Genomic DNA, 20575 nt, shown 5'->3' with positions numbered 1-20575 from the left:
TTCATCATCTGGTTTAATAAAGAAAAATATTGCTGATAGTTTCTTTTCTTCAAATAAATACTCAACCCCACCTTTAAAGAAACGATAATAAGAGTTATCTTCAAAACTCGATTCATCATATCCAAAACTAGTACCAATTAACGTTATTGAATTTAACATTTCATCATCGCCTTGAACTAAACCAAGACTATTTATGAAGATACCAATTTCTCCACTTATTAGCTTTTCCACTAATAGATCCCCTTATCTTTATTTCTTTCTGTTAACTTTATGATTGCATCATCAACAGCTTTCTTACTATGCCTTCTTTCTAAAAGGTTTTGCCGCAATACATCAATATCAAAACGTTGGGCTTCACATAGATTCTGGGCATCTTTCTCTATTTGGACAGAAGTATTTTTACCCGAGTGTGTTTTTGCTGCTTTGTGTGTATCTCGATAAATCTCAATAGTTTTTTCTTTTCAATGGCCTTGTTCCATTGTCTATACCTAAACATAAAAAAAGAGCTATTGGCTAGCAATAGCTCTCTAAATTAATTTTATACATCATTCATGGAGTAAATTTAAAAACTCATCAAAACTATCTGCTACTTTAACAATGAGCATTTTAGAATTACCATTTTCATCTTTTACAAATTGATCATGATACATAATTACTACTGGCGGATTATCTGTTTCAGGATTTTGTCGATAATCGAATGATATATAATCACCACTTCCATTAAGACCAAATACAATTACATTTTCATATCCCAAGCTATCATGATCTTGAAATTTGTAAATATCATCAGCACCAGTTTCATCTCCATATGCACAAAATCCTATACTTGACTCGCCAGTTCCCCCATCAGAATCAATATAATTAAAACAATTTTCAATGAATTGGACACCATTATGTTTTTGGATTAATTCCATGTATTTTTTTGGTAAGTTTAATCCATATTTTTTTATAAAGTCTAAAAGAAAACTTTCACTAACAGGCCCAAAATCATACATTACAGTTAAATCTTTCATTTATTTCCCCCCACTTAAACTTGCTTCACCAATGTGTTTAACAGCATCATGTATCTCTCTTGGTAACAATTGAAAGTTATTTGGTTTGGACTGAGCATTATGATGCCAAGTATAACCAGGAATCGTATCAGAACCAGCATTAATAGCAGCTAATTGTTGCGGAGTAAAATCCTCTTTACTTATTTTGCCAGCTAGTATTTGTTTTTTTAGATCATTAGTTGCCAGCTTCATTTCTTCTCTCCTTCTTTGAGCGTTTGACAGACTTTCGTACCCATCAGGTTTCTGAATCTTAGTTGTATATTTTGCGTAATCATCAAAAATTGGGAGTGTTCTATCATCATAGGCTGCATTTGCAAATCTAGTTTCTCCAGTACGAGGATCTTTATATTCAACTCTTACAGCTTTATTTCCATAAGTATCATATATAACCTCAATTCCTTTATCAGGATTAGAATTTACTCTTTGATATGGATCATTAATAACTGTCGTTGACTTTATATTCTCAGCACCATGTACCGCTTCTAGATCCTTACGAGTTTGTATTGGATCATATGGTTTAGTTAACTCACCTCTTGACCCAATTCCAGCAGTACTAACCTCAACATCCTTACCATCAATCTTAGTTGTTTTTGCAGTACCACCTATCCCACCAACAACAATCCCTGCAGCTGCATTAATTAAATATTCAGCTCCCTGCTTACTATTACTTAATTCATTTGATAAAGATTCATAAGTATCTCGTTCAACTTCAGGTACTTCACTCTCATATTGTGGGTTCGTTAATTTCTCTACAACATCTGTACTCGTCAAATGCGCCGATGCAGTAAAGGCATTCGCCAATACATCAATACCTTTTTCTTTGTAAGGTCCTACAAGCGTATCCACTCCTAAAGATTTTGCTGAATCAACAACCAGTCGTACAGGTCCTGAAACCATTAATCCAACCGCTAACTGGACAGTCTCAAGATCAATGCCTGTATCCTTACTAATCTCTTTAATGCTATTACCGATGAAATTAATCTCTTGTAATAGACTTGCTCCAATGGTTGATTTATTTTCAATCCCGACCTTATAGTCCTTAAAGGTAATTTCATCACTCACAGTCGATGACTGATTCTTATCAGTACCTAATATGTCATTAATAGTTAAACCTTGCTGTTTTAGGCTATCTATCTTGTTGTTAAGATCATTTAAGTTTTCTAAAACCGTAATCATTCCTGCTGATTTTTCATCAAACAACTTATTAATTGTTTGTGGCTCTACCCCTTGTTTGATTAGTCCTAAAACAACCTCACTGCCTAAAGTACCAGAGTCTTTATACTGCGTTGGCATTTTATAAAGCTTCGCTTGAACATTATTTAATGTCTGTAAAACTTGATTTTTATAGTCACTTTCGGGCAATGCTTTAATAACGTTTTCAGCACTTTGACGGAAGTTTTCCGGCAAATCTTTCTGCTGCTGAATAATCTCCGCTCGACCACTTTCACTCAGTAAACGATGATCTACCGTCACACTACCATTTAACATTCCTGTAGTTTGATCACGGGTAATCTCTTGAGCGTTGTTAACATCACGGTTAGTTGCAGTTGGAGCACCAGTAACTATTCCTTGCCCCATCGTCGCTTTAGTTAACTGCTCCGTTTCCTGTCCATTGCTTTGTAACCCAAGTGTGGTACTGCCATTCGGATATTTAGATTTTTGACCATCTGCCTCTTGAGTAGTCTTACCAATTGTCGTAGATACATTTAGCCCACGGCTACTGTTATAGTTATGGTCTTGAATATCTTTCAACTCAAGCGCACCGCTATAATTTAGGCCTTTATAGTCAGTTAACGTACCATCTGCATTCTTGGTTGCATTGGCAATCACACCACCAATATTCGTAACCTGTCTAACTCCCATTGCATCTAGGTTTGCATCGTGGTCTTTGTCACCTATCAGTAACTTACTTGTGTTCTTAACCCACACACTGTCGCTAGTGCCTGTGCTTTGGTTATAACTGGCACTAACATTACTGATCCCACTTGAACCAAAACCAGCCCCAATACTGCCACCTTTGCTACTCGTACTACTTTTCGCTGTATCTTGTAAGCTTTCTACATGGATTTGATTGACCTGTAAGTTACCTCGGTCAGCAATGGAAACTTCTCCACCTTGAATATTGAGTTTATTCAACTGACCTTCTGTACGATTTAACGCAACCTCACTGTTCACATGTGTGAAGCTTTCACTTTGTGATTGACTGGTTTGTTTGCCAATTGAAGCACTTCCACCACCACCTGAACTATAACTAATACTTTGACTGTTAGTTTTACTGCTGCTCTCTTGTGTACTATGTTCTGTACCTGCCGTTACATTTAAGTCTTTAGTTCCATTGAAGGTCGTTGTGCCGGTAGCTGTTAAACGACTACCCTGAATGTTGGCATTTTGGCCTTCAGATTTTAGCGTCAGATTATTCAGCTCTAAATTACTACCTTGCCAATGCCCCTGAGTCTGGTTGCTATTGGTTGTGGTTTCTATGCGTTCCCCATTCGCACCAATGGTAAAACCATAAGTTGCTGAACTGGCAGCTGCCGCGGCGGCTGAAGCGCCCACTGCAATTTGTGCGCTGGCTAAGTTTGCTGTCGCCATCGCAACATTTACTTTACTGTCATCTAATGCTTCTTTGGTCAGTTTACCTGCTGCATAATCACGCTGTGCCTGACTATAAGCATCTTTGGCATCTTTCAAAGCCGAAGCCGCATCTTTCACCGCGCTCACTGCGAGAGCAGCATCTAAATAAGCATTACGTACCCCAACCTCTACACTGGTTTTTTCATTTTTTGTTTTTTCTTCTGTGATGGTTTTATTTTCATAACCACCAATATTGAGTTCTCCTCGACCATGGTCAATCGTGGTATCGCCTGTTGCCTTGATATTCTGTCCTAGAATATCAACGCCTTCAGCCCCATTAATACTCAAGTTATCTGTATTAATGCTACCCGCCTTACGAGTCGTTTCAGTCACCGTTAAAGTATTTTTATCTTTTTCAGAAACAAAACCGCCTAAACGAATACTGTCCTCATTCAGCTTAACTCCTAGGCCTTTTATGGTTTCAGTGCTATGACTACTGCTTTCGATATTTTGTTCTTCCGCAGCATTTAACGTCACTTTTTGACCTGATAATGCAACATTTTTCGCCGTCAGATCTGCGCTAGTTAATGTTGTTTGTCCAGATGAACCAACCGCAATATTTGCTGTATTTAGGTTGGTGCCTATTTGGCGAATCTGTTCTGTTCTTTGACTATTTGATTCACCCACAGTAATTTTCTTATCAAGTTTAAGCCCTGGAGCCAAAGCCTCTAAACCTGACATCCCCACAGCAAGACCTTTGACAAGTTCTTTAGCAATACCTCGGTACCCTTTTTGCTGCTCATCCCACTGTTGGTCGTGAGTTTCTAAGGTAGATAAGGTCACATTTTCAGGCATCACAGAACCATCGGCGGCTTTCAATGTTCCATCTGCCTGACGTTGCATCAGCGTATTACCGACATAAATACTTTGCCCAGCTTTTACATCATTGGCTTGTAGCTCAATATTCTTACCAGCATTAATATCAACCGTATTACCTGCTTTTAAAGTCGTTTGGGCAACTTCTTGGTCGATATAGCCAGACTGATGGTTATTATAAGTAGCTGCATTCTTTTTCGAAGAAGTCGCGCTTGAGCTCTTCTCATCAATTGCTGAAAGTAGATTGACATCACCTTGCTCTGCATGAATCTGAATATTATTCCCAGCATTAGCCTGAACATGAGTGGCTGTAATGTTGCCTTGCTGGCTATTAATAATAATATTTTGACCAGCATTGAGCTGATTTGCCTGTGAAACTGTTTCATGAGCATTATAGGTAGAAGATTTTTTACCTCCAAATGATCCCTTCCATGCAGACTGACTATCTACAGAACTTTGCTTTAATCCATTATCCAGCTGAATATCTTTTTGTGCGAGTAATTCAATATTCGCAGCCTGACTAGAAAGCTGAACTGCTTTACCGGTAATATTTTCACCTTGAATCGTCAAGGTACCTGCACTAGAAATCTGACTGCCGATATCTTGCTGTTGAGCAAGGTTATAACTATTTTTTGTATTAATATTCAGTTGTTCTTGCTTACCAACTTGTACTGTTCCAATGTCAACATTGCCTACCGTATTGATCAGCGTTGCACCATTGCTGTTATTGAGCTGAGCAGCTTTAAGAACCGTATTTCCGGCAACATCAACCAGTAAGCTTGCCTTTGTTGGTTGAACTGTCTTGCCCTGACCAACATACAGCCCCGCAATACGGTCTACACCAGTTGTGCTTGCACTAAAACCATCGACCTGAGTTGTCGATGTTCTTGTTGTCGTCTCAATTTTGAGATTACCATCGACTTTAAGTGCCATTGCATCTTTGGCACTGATTTGACCACCAATATTATTGAGGTCTTTTTGGGTCGTAATATCAACGGTATTGCCCTGAATACGGCCCATCAGGTTATTAATATTATTTGCAGTAATCTGAACAGCTTCTCGTCCAGCAATGGTTGAACCATTCAGTAAGTCGCCGTTTAACTTAAAGTTAACGCTATTACCCGTAAGTAACGAACCGTCTCCTTTTAAATCTCCCACACGAGCTTTAACGTAGACTTGCGGAACAAGTGCTTTAGTTTTCGTTCCATCCTGTAGCGTCACATCTTTTTCAACTAACCAAACAATATCACTGGTCAATTGCGCAATTTGTGCAGCACTTAAGTCAATGCCCGGACGTAAGCCATATTGTTTGGCAAAGGTCACCCCGTTATTCATTAAGGCTTTATATTGTTCCTCATCGGAACCATAGCCTTCCAAGAAACGATAACCCGTTAAATTGGCAATCTGGTCTTGGACCATACGTTGTTCATAGAAACCATCCCCTAGACGTTTTTGTTGTAGCGCAGGGTCAAGGCCTAGAGCATTCAGCATATAGTCCGAAGACAACCATTGGTTGTAATTGGTAAAGTTCGGGTCAGTCTCAATGAGATAGCCTGCTTTACTATCTGCTCCTGTTCTATACAAGGCATTATTCGCAACTTTAATATTGTTATTATTAATGGTTCGAATTTCGAGTTGCTCTCCTGTACCCGCTTGATCTGGTGCAGTGGCTTGATCCGAAGTCGGGGCACCTGAAACTTGGGAAGCTTTTTGTCCTTGTAATTGGTCCAGAACAGAGATTTGAGTAGTATTGTCTTTTTGTTGAACGTTAGACGAGTTTCCATTTACACCTGAAGTTTGGACATCTGTTTGTACAGAAGTCTGACCTGCTGCTTGTAAATCTTTATTTTGTGCTACACCTGCTTGCTCAACAAAAGTTGTATTAGATATAGCTGTTAAATCATTAACCTGAGTTGTGTTGGTCTGTGCATTCGTGATTGAGCCGCTAGCACTCTTAGAAACAGCAGCAATATCTTGATTTTTTTGGTCTAGTTGATAATGATCAGCGACTTGGCTAACTGGTAAATTGATAGTCTCGACTGAGTTAAAACTAAATTGATAATCTCCAAAAAAGTCTTTCCCACTACGCTTTTCGTAAAGATGTTGCCATCCTTCAACATTATATTTTCTATCACCAGTAACTTCGATATTAGTAAGTGCTCCATTATTTATTAAACTTCCCCCAGCAAGTACTTGACTCTTATCATTAAGTACTTGTGATTGTGTTAAGTCTAGATTACCACCGGCAATAATTTTTGCTGGTGTAGAGCTTAATACCTGTGTTTCAGTAACCCACTCATCATAATCATAAGAGGATGTATCTTCATTGGGGTTTTTATCGGCAAGTTTTGTCCCATCAAAATTATACCAATCCCAATAGAATTTATGCAGTCCTGTAGTACGACTAACTTCTACCTCGTGAGTACTAAAATTCTTATTTATATTGTTAATCCGCGCAGCAGATAGACGCATATCGCCTAAAGATTCAATAGTTGCACTTTCATTATTAATGACAGTAGCTTGACCAGTCGCTTTACGGTTTTCATCTAAAGCACCACCTAAATATAAATTTGCAGCACTGAATATAAGCGCCTGACTCGCATAATCTTGCGTATTCGCCAGATTATTTAATACGCCTACACCAAGGTTCATATCCCCTCGTGAAGCAATAACAGGAGCCTTACCTTGAGCATCTGGCAAGTTATTTAAAGTGTTAGCGCTAATGGCAAGATCTGTACCATAGATACGACCAGTACCTCGGTTATTTACAGTATTTGCTTTTAGTGTAGTGTAATCACCATTGATCAGCCCAGTGTTATTAATCTCGTCTTGGGCTTCAATTTGAGTATCATGACTTTCAATTTGAGCATTGCTATTGTTGGTTATATTGGCTGCATTTAGTTTTAAAATATTGCCTGCATTAATTTTTCCATCATTGGTAATATCCGCAGCAGTACTTAAACTCAGATTTTTATTGGTCTGTAATTGCCCGTCTTGAGTCTGCTTAAAGCTTTCTTTCAGCGTAATATTCGCATCACCCAAACTTGCAATCTGACCATCACCCGTAAGCGATTGAGCTGTAATATTTAAATTCTCACCCGATAGTAATTTACCTTTTTGGTTATTAATAACCAGCTGATCACCTTGTAAATTAAGCTGTTTAACGGCGCTGATTTCACCAGATTGGTTATTCAACTGCCCGCTAACATTAAGTACAGCATTTTGGTTACTACGGATTGCACCAGACTTGTTATTCAAAGTTTGGGTGCCCAAGTTTAGATTTCCAGCATCAATACCTTGAACAGATGTACTATCACTAGTTAAGGTATTTTGGTTATCTAACTGCTGAGTTACAAGATCTAGCTGCCCCGTGGCCATGATATGGCTATCTGGATCTGTTGCGAGTAGCTTACCTTGATTATTGATCTGTTCAATGGTCAGCTGCATATCACCCATCGACAAAATCTGTCCAGACTGATTATTTAGCAGTTGTTTTTGACCTGCCCCTTGTAATTTCAGATTCTGGGTTGCAAGCAATGTTCCTGTGTTATTAATCACCTGATTTGCACTTAAATCTAAATTTTGCCCACTTGCAATGTAACCTTGCGTATTATCGAGAGCACTTAGATTTTTTAAAGTAAGATTGCCTTGGCTGAGTAATCCCCCTTGTGTACCGCTATTGGTATTTACTAGATTCTGCCCATTGGTATCAAGCACAAGTGATGTTTTTGCCTGCACAAGCCCCTGATCATTATTAAATAGACCAGATAAAATCGAAACCTGATCTGAGCTGATCATGCCTTGTTGGTTAGTGAATGCCTGTTGTTGGCTATCTATATTTATCGCTTTTAATGATGTAATTTTGCCTAACTGGTTATTAACACCACCTGCTTTAACATCAATTACGCCAGATGACTGTAATGAACCTGATTGATTATTTAAAAGTGAAGAACCTGCATTAATATTTAATACACCATTCACACTGCCAATTTTACCTTTGGTATTATTTAAACCATTGCTATTTAGCGTAAGATCCTGACCTGCCGCTACAACACCTGTTTCATTATTCAAGAGACCTTCGCTTTGCAAGATTGCACTACCTTGTGCATTGATCTGTCCTGATAATGAGTTATCAATGGATGCAGCTATCACGGACATATCTTGTCCAGATTGAATAATACCGCTTTGGTTTTGTAATGCTTGCGTACCTGCTTGAACAGTTAAATTACCCTGAGTTGCCAGCTTCCCTTGATTGTTAATCAAACCTTGACTATGGATATTGAGGTTTTGATCAGCAACGATAGAACCTTGGGTATTATTAATATTTTGTTGGCTAGTTAAATCAATTTTACCCTGAGCACTGAAGTGTCCAGATGTATTGTCTACAGATAATGCCTTTGCTATTAAATCAGTTTTTGCCTGTAATATACCAGACTGGTTGGTAAGAGCCTGATCCCCAGCATCAATAACTAATCCGCCTTGAATACTACCAATCTGTCCCTGATTATTATTTAAACCTTTACTGCTCAAAGTTACATTTTGGTTTGCAACCAAAGTACCAGCTTGGTTATTGATAAGCCCGGCACTCATGATATTTAGTGCATCTTGTGCACTGATTTGTCCCTGCTGACTGTTATCTAAAGAATTCACTTGCAGGTTCAAAGCAGCACCACTTAGTAATTGTCCTGCTTGACTATTATCTAATGCCCCATTAATTACCAAATCTAAAGCCAAACCACTACCTGACTGAATCGTTCCAGCCTGATTGGTTAAATTTTGACTTGTAATCGTGGTATGAGCATTCGATGCAATTTTTCCGGCTTTATTGCTGACATCACCAGTGCTTGTAATTATATTATCGCTGAGCGCAAGAATAGTCCCTGAATCATTATTTAAACCACCACTTGTGATTTTCAGACTTGTTCCTGCTTGAAGAGAACCCGAAGTATTTAATAACTTTTCTTTTTTTGCATCAATGATTAAAGAACCCTGAACACTACCAATTTGTCCACCCGTATTATCCAAGCCCAGACTTTGAATAGAAACGTTCTGATTAGCGGCCATTACGCCAGTTTGGTTATTAATCGCTTGCTGCGATAAAACAGTTAAGGCATCTGTAGCATTAATTTGACCTTGATTACTGTTATTTATCGAGCCTGCTGTAATTTTTGTAGTGTTGCCCGTCAGTTTACCTGACTGGCTGTTATCTAATGCACCATTGATATTTAAAGTAAGATCAGCATTTGTCTCAATTGAACCTCCTTGGTTATTCAGACTTTGCCCCGTAATTTCTATCGCATCGCCACTTTGAATTTGTCCTTTAAGGTTATTTAATTTCTGAACTTTTAAGGCCAAATGCTTTTGTGCAGAGATAAGACCAGACTGATTATCTAGATTTTGAGCGCTTAAAGTCAGATCTTGAGCAGCAAGTATTTTACCTGCTTGATTATTCAAATCGCCTAAACCAGCATCTAATGAGACATTACCCTGAACACTACCAATCTGTCCTGTATTATTGGTCAAACCTTGACTCTGTGTAGTCACATCTTGTTTAGCAATGATTTGTCCAGAGGTATTGTTAATATCTTTACGACTACTTAAAGTAAGTGAGCTTTGGCTATTTATGAGACCAGATTGGTTATTAATCTGGTCAGCACTTACAGTTAAATCTTTTTCGGCTTGTAGTGTTCCAGAAGTATTATTAACTACACCAGATCCTGCATTAATCGCTACAATGCCTTGGCTACTACCAATTTGACCACTGCTATTGTCTAGGCCATTAGAAGTAATGCTGACATCTTGATTCGCTACAATTTTGCCCGACTGGTTGTTAATGATTCCCAAGCTAGTCAGAGTTAATGCATTTTGTGCAGATATGAGTCCATCTGAACGATTATCGACAGTACCAGCCTGAATAATACTATCCTGACCTGCGTAAATTTTTCCTGATTGACTATTATCGAATAAGCCTGCCACATCAAGTTGTACATCATAATTAAGTGCAGAACTTAATTGCCCTCCTTGATTATTAAGGGCAGTTGTTTTTAGCTGCAAACCTGACTGGCTCTGTATCAGACCTAACTGGTTATTCATTTGGTCTTTAATAGCTAAGGTAAGCGGTTTTAATGTGCCACGCTGAACCATCTGACCTTTTTGATGACTTAAACTATTTGCAGAGAGGTTGATTTGATCTGCTGACGTAGTCGCGCCATCCAATACAATTTGTCCACCCTTCAATAATAGTTGTCCATTACTGAGAATCTGGCCTTGTGCTCCCTGCAATTGATCGGTAGTGATATTCAGTTGCTGATTACCTGCATGGATAATCTTTCCTACTTCATTATTTAAAACAGAGCTATTCAGGCTAATGGAAGATGCATTACTACTAATTTCACCAGCTTTATTATTTAAGCCATTCACAAAGTTTAGAGCAAATTCATTATTACCCGTATGCTGAATTTTGCCTTGACTATTATGAAGTTGTTTTGCCGTAAGGATGAGGTCCTGACTACTCAATAGGCCTTGCTGATTATTAATCAAATTCTGGCTGGTCAGTTTAAGTTGATTCTGGGCAACTACGGTTGCAGCCTGAGTTGAAATATCAGTACCCGCGTTCAGTGCAATCGTCTTCGATTGTAATTGTCCCTGCGCTGCATCAATCTTCCCAGTTGCATCAACCTGTATATTGCGACCTGCGAATGTTTGACCATGTAAACCTGCTTGATCAACACTGATCGTAATATCCCCAGTATCACCCAATTTACCTTCTCGATTTAAACCCGCGGCAATCAATCCATCTACACTATGTTCTAAAGTTGAACTGGTAATTTGGACATTTTTTCCTGCTGCCAAACTACCAGCATTCTGAATATTTTGTCCTGTAACTGTTAAGTCCTGATCTGCATAAATACTGCCAGTGTTTTTAAGTTGATCATGCTGTAATTTTACTAATTTCGCTTGAATCTGGCCTTGTGTATTATCAAACTGCTGGGCAGTACTGTTTAGATTTTGCTGAGCTGCAATAGATCCTTGGTTGTTATTAACAGTCACATGTTTCTGATTAATCTGATCTGCAACAATTTGTCCAGTTGTATTATTAAGTGATTGGCTATCTAAATTTAAATTGGTTCTAGCCTGAATGAGCCCCTCAGTATTATCAATCGATTTATTTGCTTTAATATTTACAGATTGGTTTTCTGAATAAACAACACCTGACTGGTTCTTCAAATCACTTGCAGTAACGTTGACAGTTGCTCCACTTGCAATCTGTCCATCAACATTATTCAACTCACCAGCTATAGCCAAATCAAGCTGTCCAATCGACTGGATTTTTCCGCCTTTATTGTTGGCAGACTGACTTTGAATATTGAGAGTATTGTTAGATGCAAGTTGGCCTTGTTGGTTAGTAAAACTTGAGGTTTGGATATTTGCACTTTTAACGGTAAGCTGGCCTTGGTTATTATTAAAAGTATTCCCTTTAATATTAATAGCACCTAAATTAAGCTGACCACCTTGGTTATCTAGACCATTTTGACTGTCTAAATCTACACCACCATTGGCAACAATTGCACCTTGGTCATTACCCAGTACATCTGACACATGGATAAAACCAGTATCGTAAGTTTTTGGAGTTGTATCTACTGGTGTAACAACACCTAAACTTCCGCCATCTTTAGATGGATCTGTTGGGACTGTCGGTACATTTCCACCTGTAGATCCCCCCGTACCGCCACCACTATTACTCTTAGCAATTCCGATTTTACCGCCAAGGTTTGTCATTGAACCCGACTTTAAATCAAGCCCTTGTAAACCCGTTTGCTCGATAGAACCGCTATTTTTTAGATTTTTAGAGTTAATCGCTATTCGAGCTGCATTTAGGGTCCAGCTATTAGTAATACTATTCTGATTTTCAAGGTGTAACTCATCTGCGCTGCTGATTAAACCAGAGTTATTTAGATTTTGGCTCTCAACTGAAACTTGTGAAGTTGCACTACTAATATTGCCAGTATTCTGAATGTTTTGAGCTTTCAGTTGTATCTGATCTTTATTTGCAATCAAGTTACCATTATTAACCAGATCACCATTTGCATTCAGGGTAAGGCTGCTTAGTGTACTGTTAATAGATCCTGCATTACGTACACCTAACCCTTGCTCTGTTCCCACCAGAAAGATTTTCCCAGCATACATTCCACCAAGCTGGCCCACATCTAAGGCAAAGTTCGGCTGAGGTGTAGATGTTGACCCTGTAACTGCTTTAATTTGAGGAGTCACTTGGTCTTTGACTTGAATGTCATTTTGCCCAAGTACCGTACCCAGTTCATTGGCATATAGTCCTGCGTTGACTTTTAAGGCCCGCGCATAAATATCTGTATAAGGTGTTAAGCTTCCATTTAAGCCTTTACCTTCAATCGTGACCTGACCTTCGCGAACACGAAATGACTCAAGATAACCTTGATTCATTACCGCTTGGCCCGTAGTTAAAGTAAAACGGTCTGCGTTAATTACACCACAGCCATCACAAACCAACCCTGAAGGGTTTGCAATGACGACTTGAGCCTGTTTTCCAGCAACTTCAATATAACCTTTAAGCTGACTTGGGTTACTGCTATTTACCTCGTTCAAAATAACTTTGGCCTCGCCGTTTGCAAGCCATGGGTTGCCTTGTACCCAACCACCCAACTGGGTTTGAGTATTATTACGTGAGTTATTTAGAATGGCTCCTTCTTGGCCAACATCAAACTGTGTATAGGTATTTCGCGAAACACCACCCGCACTTGGTGTCTGAATATTGACCTGAGTTGTTCCATTGGCACTATTTAAAATAGTTGGCTGTTGCGAAGTAGGAGCACCTTTGTCAGCAATAATCTGCGTTCCAGCAACACTACTCATTGGTAAGCTGATTACCAATGCCCCTAAACAACCAATAACAGCAAAGTTAAGCGGATTTAATTTTTTATAATGAATAGGTAGAACAGAAGACGTCACCGAATCTGTTTCGTTTGGTCCCTGACTTTGCCCGGCTTGTTTCGTTTTACTTTTTACAATCTCAGCAACGGCAATAAACATACCACGAGCATGACTAAAAATAATACGATAACGGTTCTTATTCATTTTAAAATCTCACTAAATCTTTTTTTAATACAATTAATTGCGTTCTAGACCTTTGAACTTAAATTAATAGGTCCAGTTCACGCTAAATCCAGTCGTGTAATCATCCGTTTCGAAGTGATCTGGTTTTTTCAACGGTGCTCCGACAAAGGCGTCATAATTCAAATGCAGAGGGGCGATTTGTCCACGCAATCCAACCACTGCACCTAACAAACTCGTACCCGGTAAAGGATTTGGATAATACGCAGTTTTCCCACCCACTTCACCGTAATCAATACCTGCATACCACGAATGTGGTTGATTCATAATTGAGCCACTCAGTTCATTGCGAACTAAAAAGCCATTATCTGCCAATAACGTTTGTTCACCGTCAAAACCTCTTACGGTATAACGGTTTCCAATCGAGAATCGGTCTTGCGGTGTTAAAGGTTTATTACTGTGCTGGGTACGCCATTCTGCAAGATATTGCAGGTTCTGCTGCCCTACTTTAAAAGGAACCTGTAAACTGGCATTGGCCTGTAAAATCCCAACATGTGTATAAGCTTCACCAAAGCTTTCTTCTGGTGCTCTTATTGCATTAAGCCAACCTGTACCACGCTTATAAGTCACGTTACCGCTTAATGTTGCATTAGAAAAATATTCAGTATGATCAAGACTTGCTTTCCAGCCAGCTGTTTTTCGACGTTGTACTTCTACTTCGACATCATTGATATAGTTTTGTGATTCACGGTACCAACCACCGAAACCTACAGCAGTTTTACGGTGCGCATCGCGATAAATAATTCGGGACAAATCTGCATTAATGAGTTCGCTTTTACCGCTATATTGATAAGTCTCACTGCTTCCAGCGACTGTTTGTAAATAGTTTGAACGGCTATAACTGGTTGAAAATAACCAATAGTCAAATGGGATGGTATAATTTGCATAAAAGCCATCTGTACCATGTTTACCAGAACCACTACCACCTAAGTCATGGTTATAACTCACATAAAATAAATCATTTAAAGTCAACACATGGTCAAGTGACAAGGTCGCTGTACCTTGGTATTTTCCAGTAGCATCAGAACCTGAATCATCAATTCCCACATGTAAGCGGTATGGCTTAGCCTGTTGCCATGCAAGAATCACATCACTATAGCCCGGTTCATTTTGTTGTTCTGCTGGCTGGATTTTAAAATCAGCTTCTACTGTTGGTACTCGTTTAAAGTTCTCTAAGCCTTGCTCCATATCACGAATATTTAAAAGCTCACCCGACTTCATCGGTAAAGCGTTCCATAAATGAGCACGTTTAGAAGTACCCTCATTAAACTTAATCTGATCAACTCGGCCAGGAATAACCCGAACGCGAACCGTGCCAGATGCGATATTTTGCTGAGGAAGTAGCACACGTGTTGTGACATAACCGTCTGCAATAATTTTGTTTTGAACGAGATCAAGTGCCTGATTGAGGCCATTTACACCTAAACAACTTCCAATAATATTGTTCTTGCCTGTAGTAACTACATTAAAACTAGATATGAATTGATGAGCTAACTCACCTTCTAAAAGTATTTTTTTAATTTCAAAACAAGGGGTTTCACTTTTAGAACGTAAATATTGTAACTGCTGAGCTGAAATTTTATTTTGTTCTTGCCCAAGATTGACATTTACATTGGGCTGGATTTGTTTTTCTAATGCAGTATCGCGTTGTTGTTGTCGAGTAGACTGATCAGCCTGAATTCGCTGTCGAATCGGTTCATCAGGATCTGCAGCGTAACTTAATCCCCCCATTACCGATAAACAGATAAATAAGATACTTTTATTAAATTTGTTATAGTTCAGCATATACAATCAAACCGTGATTCATATCAACTTAATTGCATTTTAACAAAACCTTAACAAAGTGGAAGTATTTTTCATACAGATTTGTCTGTACACAAAAAATCTATTTAAATTAATAGTTTAAATTATCTACTATTACCTATAAGGTGCTTGTTCTCGTCTATATTGTCTTTGACTATCAAAATCATCTTTACGACTACGTCCGTCGGAACACCTCAACAGCTTCCTCAAGCTCGTAGTCGTATTCACCTCATTCATCAAAATCCATAGCTAGCGACTAAAGATTATATTTTAGATGCCAAGTCAGCTTTTGTTACTGTTTTTCCTAACTTACCAAATTCATGCAAGTCACCGCCAACTTCAATACGCAATGATTGATCCAAACCACCCACAAAAACAGGATCAAAGCCACTGGCTGTAATTAACTTTGCAACTTGTTGTCCTGCTGCTTCATCATCGGCAGCATAAAATAAAACGGCGCGTTCAGGTCGATTGAAGGCAGCGTTACCCAGAGAATTGGCACCTAACGTACCAAAAGCCTTAACCAGTTTTGCACCCGTTGGCACTAGAGTAGATAGGATGCCACCAGAAGATTGGTCGGCAGGGATATTTTTTTTGAAACCACCCTGACCATCGGGCCCTAACGGATTTGATGGATCAACCAGAATTTTACCTGCCAATTGGCTTGCGTAAGTTTTAAAAAACTCTTTAATGCCATCAAACCAGATCGATAAAATAATCACATCCGCCTCATCAATTGCCTCGCTAATCAGGCGTGGTTGTGCCAGTGAACCCAGTGTATTCGCCAATTCCTGTGCTTTTGCAAAGGTATTGTCTGTGATCAGGACGCTCTCCCCCCCTTTAACAAAATTAGTCGCCAATCGACTGCCTATTTTTCCTAAACCAATAATTGCTGTTGTCATCTGAATCGCCTTATTAAAATTTTGTAATTAATTCATCGGTACGGCTGCTTTAAGCAACCACACCGGTAGTGATCGTGATGTGTTTATATTCAATAAAGTCATCCATCGCAGCAACACCATTCATGCGTCCCAAACCAGACTGATTAAAGCCCCCTTCCTCAAATTCGTCATAAATGACAGCCCAGTCATTCACCCAGATAGTACCTGATGCTAACTCACGTGCCACACGCAGCGGACGGTCAACATCACGTGTCCAGATACTTGCAGACAAACCATATTCACTATTATTGGCCAACTCAATTGCCTCGCGTTCTGTATCAAACACTTGCATGGTCAGCACTGGACCAAAGGTTTCTTTTTGCACAATATCCATATGAGGATCAGTGACTTCGAGCAAAGTAGGCAAATAAAACGCCCCTTTTGCCAATTCACCTTCGGTAATTGGACCGCCACGAACAATCACTTTAGCTCCTTGGGCAATTGCAGCCTCCACAACATCATTAATACGCGCAACATTCGCCTTATCAATAATCGGCCCCATGTCAGAAGTCGGATCAGACGCTGGGCCTGCCTTAACATTTTCTAAACGTGCTGCAAGACGCTTTCTGACTTCATCAGCCACACCACGCTGTACTAACAAGCGTGAACCAGTCATACAAAACTGTCCGGCAAAAATCGTTAGTGCTTTTTCCAGTTTGGGTAGTACCGCATCCAGATTAGCATCATTAAAGACGAGCATTGGAGTCTTACCCCCCAACTCCAAACCAAAGCGTTTGAGGTATTTGGCACCATTGGCAGAAATTGCACGCCCGGTTGCCGTACTGCCAGTAAAACTAATGACAGGGACATCAGGTGAATCCACCAGATGTTTGGAACCATCAGCACCAGATTCACTAAACAGATTAATAACGCCTTGCGGCAGTGATTTTATTTCTGAAAAAATCTTGGAGATTAAAGCATTGGTTTGCGCAGTTTGCCCCGGTAATTTTATAACGGTGGTTGTTCCTGCTGCCAGTGCTGGTGCCAAAGAGCGGATCATCAAAACAACAGGAGAGTTCCACGGTGCAATCACACCAGCCACACCCATTGGTTCACGCAGTACAATCGAAAAACTACCTGCTTTAAGCTCAAGCGCACGACCATATTCCGTCAAGACCTTGGCTGCCCAATAACGCAGCTTGGATGGCACCATCGTTACTTCGAATTCAGCTTCAGGTTTAACTTTACCATTTTCTGTTGAAAGGATTTCAATCAGGTCAGGCGTGTACTGCTCAAACAGATCTGCCATTTCATGCAGCACTTTAGCACGTAATGTCCGATTGGATTTCCACTGGGAGTGCTTAAATGCATATTTAGCAGCAGCAACAGCAGCCTCAGCATCTGCCAATGTGGCATCGGCATACGTACCAATCACTTCATAAGTAGCAGGGTTAATCGATTCTTTATGAACACCTGAATCGACCCACTGTCCATTAATCCAGTTCAATGCAATACTTGTCATGGTCATACTCCCGATCAATTAAAGTAACGCTGAGCGATATGTTCAGCAGTTGCAATGACCGTAGGATTGGTCGCAACAGAAGGTACATCAGGGAAAATAGAGGCATCAACCACACGCAGTCCTATCAAACCGTGTACACGACCTTGTAAATCAACCACTGCTTTGGGATCAGACGTCAGGCCCATTGGAGCACTAGAACAAGGATGATGATAGGTATCTAGTGTGGCACGTGCTGAAGCCAGAATAACCTCATCGTCATCACTGACTGGCGCAAGCTCGCTGTGGATCAAATCAGATAACGGTTCTTGTTGCGCAATTTTTCTGGCCAACTTAATACCATCTAGCAAACGCTGACGATCCTGCTCAAGTGCCAAGAAGTTCAAGTTAATTTTTGGGGCGACTTTTGGATCTGTACTTTCAATCCATACGCGACCAATAGATTCTGGACGGGTTAATGCCACTGCAAGAACAAAACCTACCTTGGTCGGGCTCAGTTCATGGGGGAATAAATGAGTAGCAGTGATGTGAATGTCCAACTCACCATTGTTGGCACTATTGGAATGTGTCCAAAGCTTTGCACCAATCGCAGGACTCTGTAAACCAATCAGCTCTGGCTTGGCGGCATAAGCATTGTAATAAAATGGATGATCAATCAAATGTTTACCAACAGGTAGATCTGCAACCACTGGAATATTCAGACGTTCTGCATCTGCTTTTGGCCCAACACCCGATCTAAGCAAAATAGCTGCACTGCCATACGTACCAGCGCACAAAATGACTTCTCTAGCAAAAATCTGCTCACCACTGGCCAGCTGTACGCCAATGGCTTTTTTGCCATCAAACAATACTTTATCAACCAACATATCATGACGAATGGTCAGATTCTGACGGGCACGTACAGACTCAGTCAAATAAGCAATACCCGTATTCACCCGAACGCCATTGACCACATTCATCGCATATGGCCCTACACCATGCGCATTTACATCATCAAAGTCTTCAATTATTGAATAACCTAATTGACTTGTTGACTCGACAAAGGCTTTTTGCATGGTACTCACATCATCCAATGTCAACTGAACGATTGGAAAAGGACCTGTTTTGCCATGAATCTCGTCGCGACCAGTCCCATGTCGTGTTTCCATTTTTTTGTAGAAAGGTAGCATGTCTTCATAGCTCCAGCCTTCCAGATTCCAGCGTTTGAAATCCTCTGGACGTGCGCGCAGTGCCACTGCACCATTCACCGCTGAACTACCGCCCAAAACTTTGCCGCGAATCGCATTGATCGGGTGGTCAATATAACCAGGCTCAGTTTTAAAACCCCATTCGAAATTCGGATCAAGATTGGCGCCCACGGTGTCACTATTGCTAATCAAGCGTGGATAGTCATAAGGCGGCGGGGTCTTGCCTGCTTCCAATAAAACAACAGATCGTGCTGAGTTTTCAGACAGGCGTGTGGCCAGCACAGCACCTGCTGAACCACCACCCACAATAAGAACATCAATTGCATCTAAAGACATGTTGAACTCCTATATCAATTGGCTGCCAACGGGAACGAGCTTTGAATATTTGCTATGTGCCGTCGCTCAGTCATTGACTAATTTTGATCGGCTGATGCTGTGGTTGTGATGCATATCAGCCAAAGATGGTGATAAGGTTTAAGCTTAGGGATTTAAATAGCGATTCAAAAATGCCAAACCCAACGTCAACGCTTCTTCACCACGTGAATTATTTGCCTTATCTTTATAGAACTGGATAAATCCATGCATTTGCTGTGGATAAACAACGACCTCTGCATCAACACCCGCTTTGGTTAACGCATCGGCATAAAGAATATTTTCATCTCTTAACGGGTCATACTCACCCACCTGTAACAATGCAGGCGGTAGGTTTTCATGATTTCCCCATAACGGAGCAATCAATGGATGATAAGGATTGGTGACATTGGCGGTATAAGCTTTTAATACAGCCGTATTGACTGGCTTGGTCGGGAAATTTGTAGCGCCAAATAAATGCCATGATTCAGTATCCATTTTATGACTGGTTTCTGGATAGATGAGCCATTGGGCAGAAAACTTGAACTCATTGATATCTCGCACCAGCATAGGCAAAGCAGCAGCCAATGTACCGCCTGCACTATCCCCAGCCACAGCAACACGACCAATATCGCCACCTAATTCATCTGCCTGCTCGAGCATCCATTGCAAAGCGATATAGACATCCTCCAGCGCAGCAGGGAAAGGAAACTCAGGCGCAAGACGATAATTAACTGAAAGTACAATCGCCTGTGCACCATTACACATCGCACGAACTAAGACATCGTGGGTATCTAGATCACCAGACACAAAGCCACCACCATGAATAAAAATAATCATAGGTAATTTTTGCGAGTAATCTGCACCTAGGGGTTTATAAAGACGAGCTGGAATCTGTCTGGTTGGTTCAGTCGCTGGAATCAGAATATTTTGAACATCTTTTACAGGATCGGGGGTACCAGCTGAAGGAATCATGGCACGATAAGAGCTGCGCATTTCTTCAGCCAGTGCCATTTGTGTAGGGTCAATCTGATGTTTTAAGGAAAGTTGAATAGTAGATTTTAGATATTCTGAAATGTTCATCATAGACTCGCTTAAACGACGTTTTATTCTTGAGAGACAACGCTTGAACTATTGATGTTATTTTTAATTAACTTCAAAAAATAGATACATAATATCGAAACC

The 20575-nt window shown here is 40.1% G+C and carries 7 protein-coding genes and 1 pseudogene; all 8 read right to left on the bottom strand.

Annotation, left to right across the window (positions count from 1 at the left end; translation table 11 throughout):
* On the bottom strand, nt 1-231 hold a 231-nt coding region (locus HUN22_RS07035), incomplete at its 3' end, for a hypothetical protein (RefSeq protein ID WP_217488102.1).
* Between the two features lie 314 nt (nt 232-545).
* Nucleotides 546-1013, bottom strand: a complete 468-nt coding sequence (locus tag HUN22_RS07030) for an SMI1/KNR4 family protein (protein ID WP_174727481.1) — start codon at nt 1011-1013, stop codon at nt 546-548.
* Entirely contained in the window at nt 1014-13613 is a 12600-nt protein-coding gene (locus HUN22_RS07025) for a two-partner secretion domain-containing protein (protein WP_174727479.1), read from the bottom strand.
* Nucleotides 13614-13676: 63 nt separating this feature from the next.
* Nucleotides 13677-15434 carry a ShlB/FhaC/HecB family hemolysin secretion/activation protein gene (locus HUN22_RS07020; RefSeq protein WP_174727476.1) on the bottom strand — a complete coding sequence of 586 codons (1758 nt, stop codon included), beginning with the start codon at nt 15432-15434 and terminating at the stop codon, nt 13677-13679.
* A 281-nt stretch (nt 15435-15715) separates the two neighbouring features.
* A pseudogene (locus HUN22_RS07015) lies at nt 15716-16363 on the bottom strand (NADPH-dependent F420 reductase); the annotation flags it as partial.
* A gap of 40 nt (nt 16364-16403) precedes the next feature.
* The gene (locus HUN22_RS07010; RefSeq protein ID WP_174727470.1) at nt 16404-17855 is read right to left on the bottom strand and encodes an aldehyde dehydrogenase family protein; all 1452 of its coding nucleotides are present in this window, start codon (nt 17853-17855) and stop codon (nt 16404-16406) included.
* A gap of 14 nt (nt 17856-17869) precedes the next feature.
* Nucleotides 17870-19375, bottom strand: coding sequence for a GMC family oxidoreductase (locus HUN22_RS07005; RefSeq protein ID WP_174727467.1), 1506 nt, complete (start codon nt 19373-19375; stop codon nt 17870-17872).
* Nucleotides 19376-19519: 144 nt separating this feature from the next.
* The gene (locus HUN22_RS07000) at nt 19520-20476 is read right to left on the bottom strand and encodes an alpha/beta hydrolase (RefSeq protein WP_217488101.1); all 957 of its coding nucleotides are present in this window, start codon (nt 20474-20476) and stop codon (nt 19520-19522) included.
* Nucleotides 20477-20575: the final 99 nt, after the last annotated feature.

Origin of the sequence: Acinetobacter lactucae (genome assembly GCF_013344765.1) — a bacterium.
GTDB lineage: Bacteria > Pseudomonadota > Gammaproteobacteria > Pseudomonadales > Moraxellaceae > Acinetobacter > Acinetobacter lactucae_A.
Note: the sequence above shows the minus strand (reverse complement) of the source record. Positions and strands in the feature narration are given on the sequence as shown.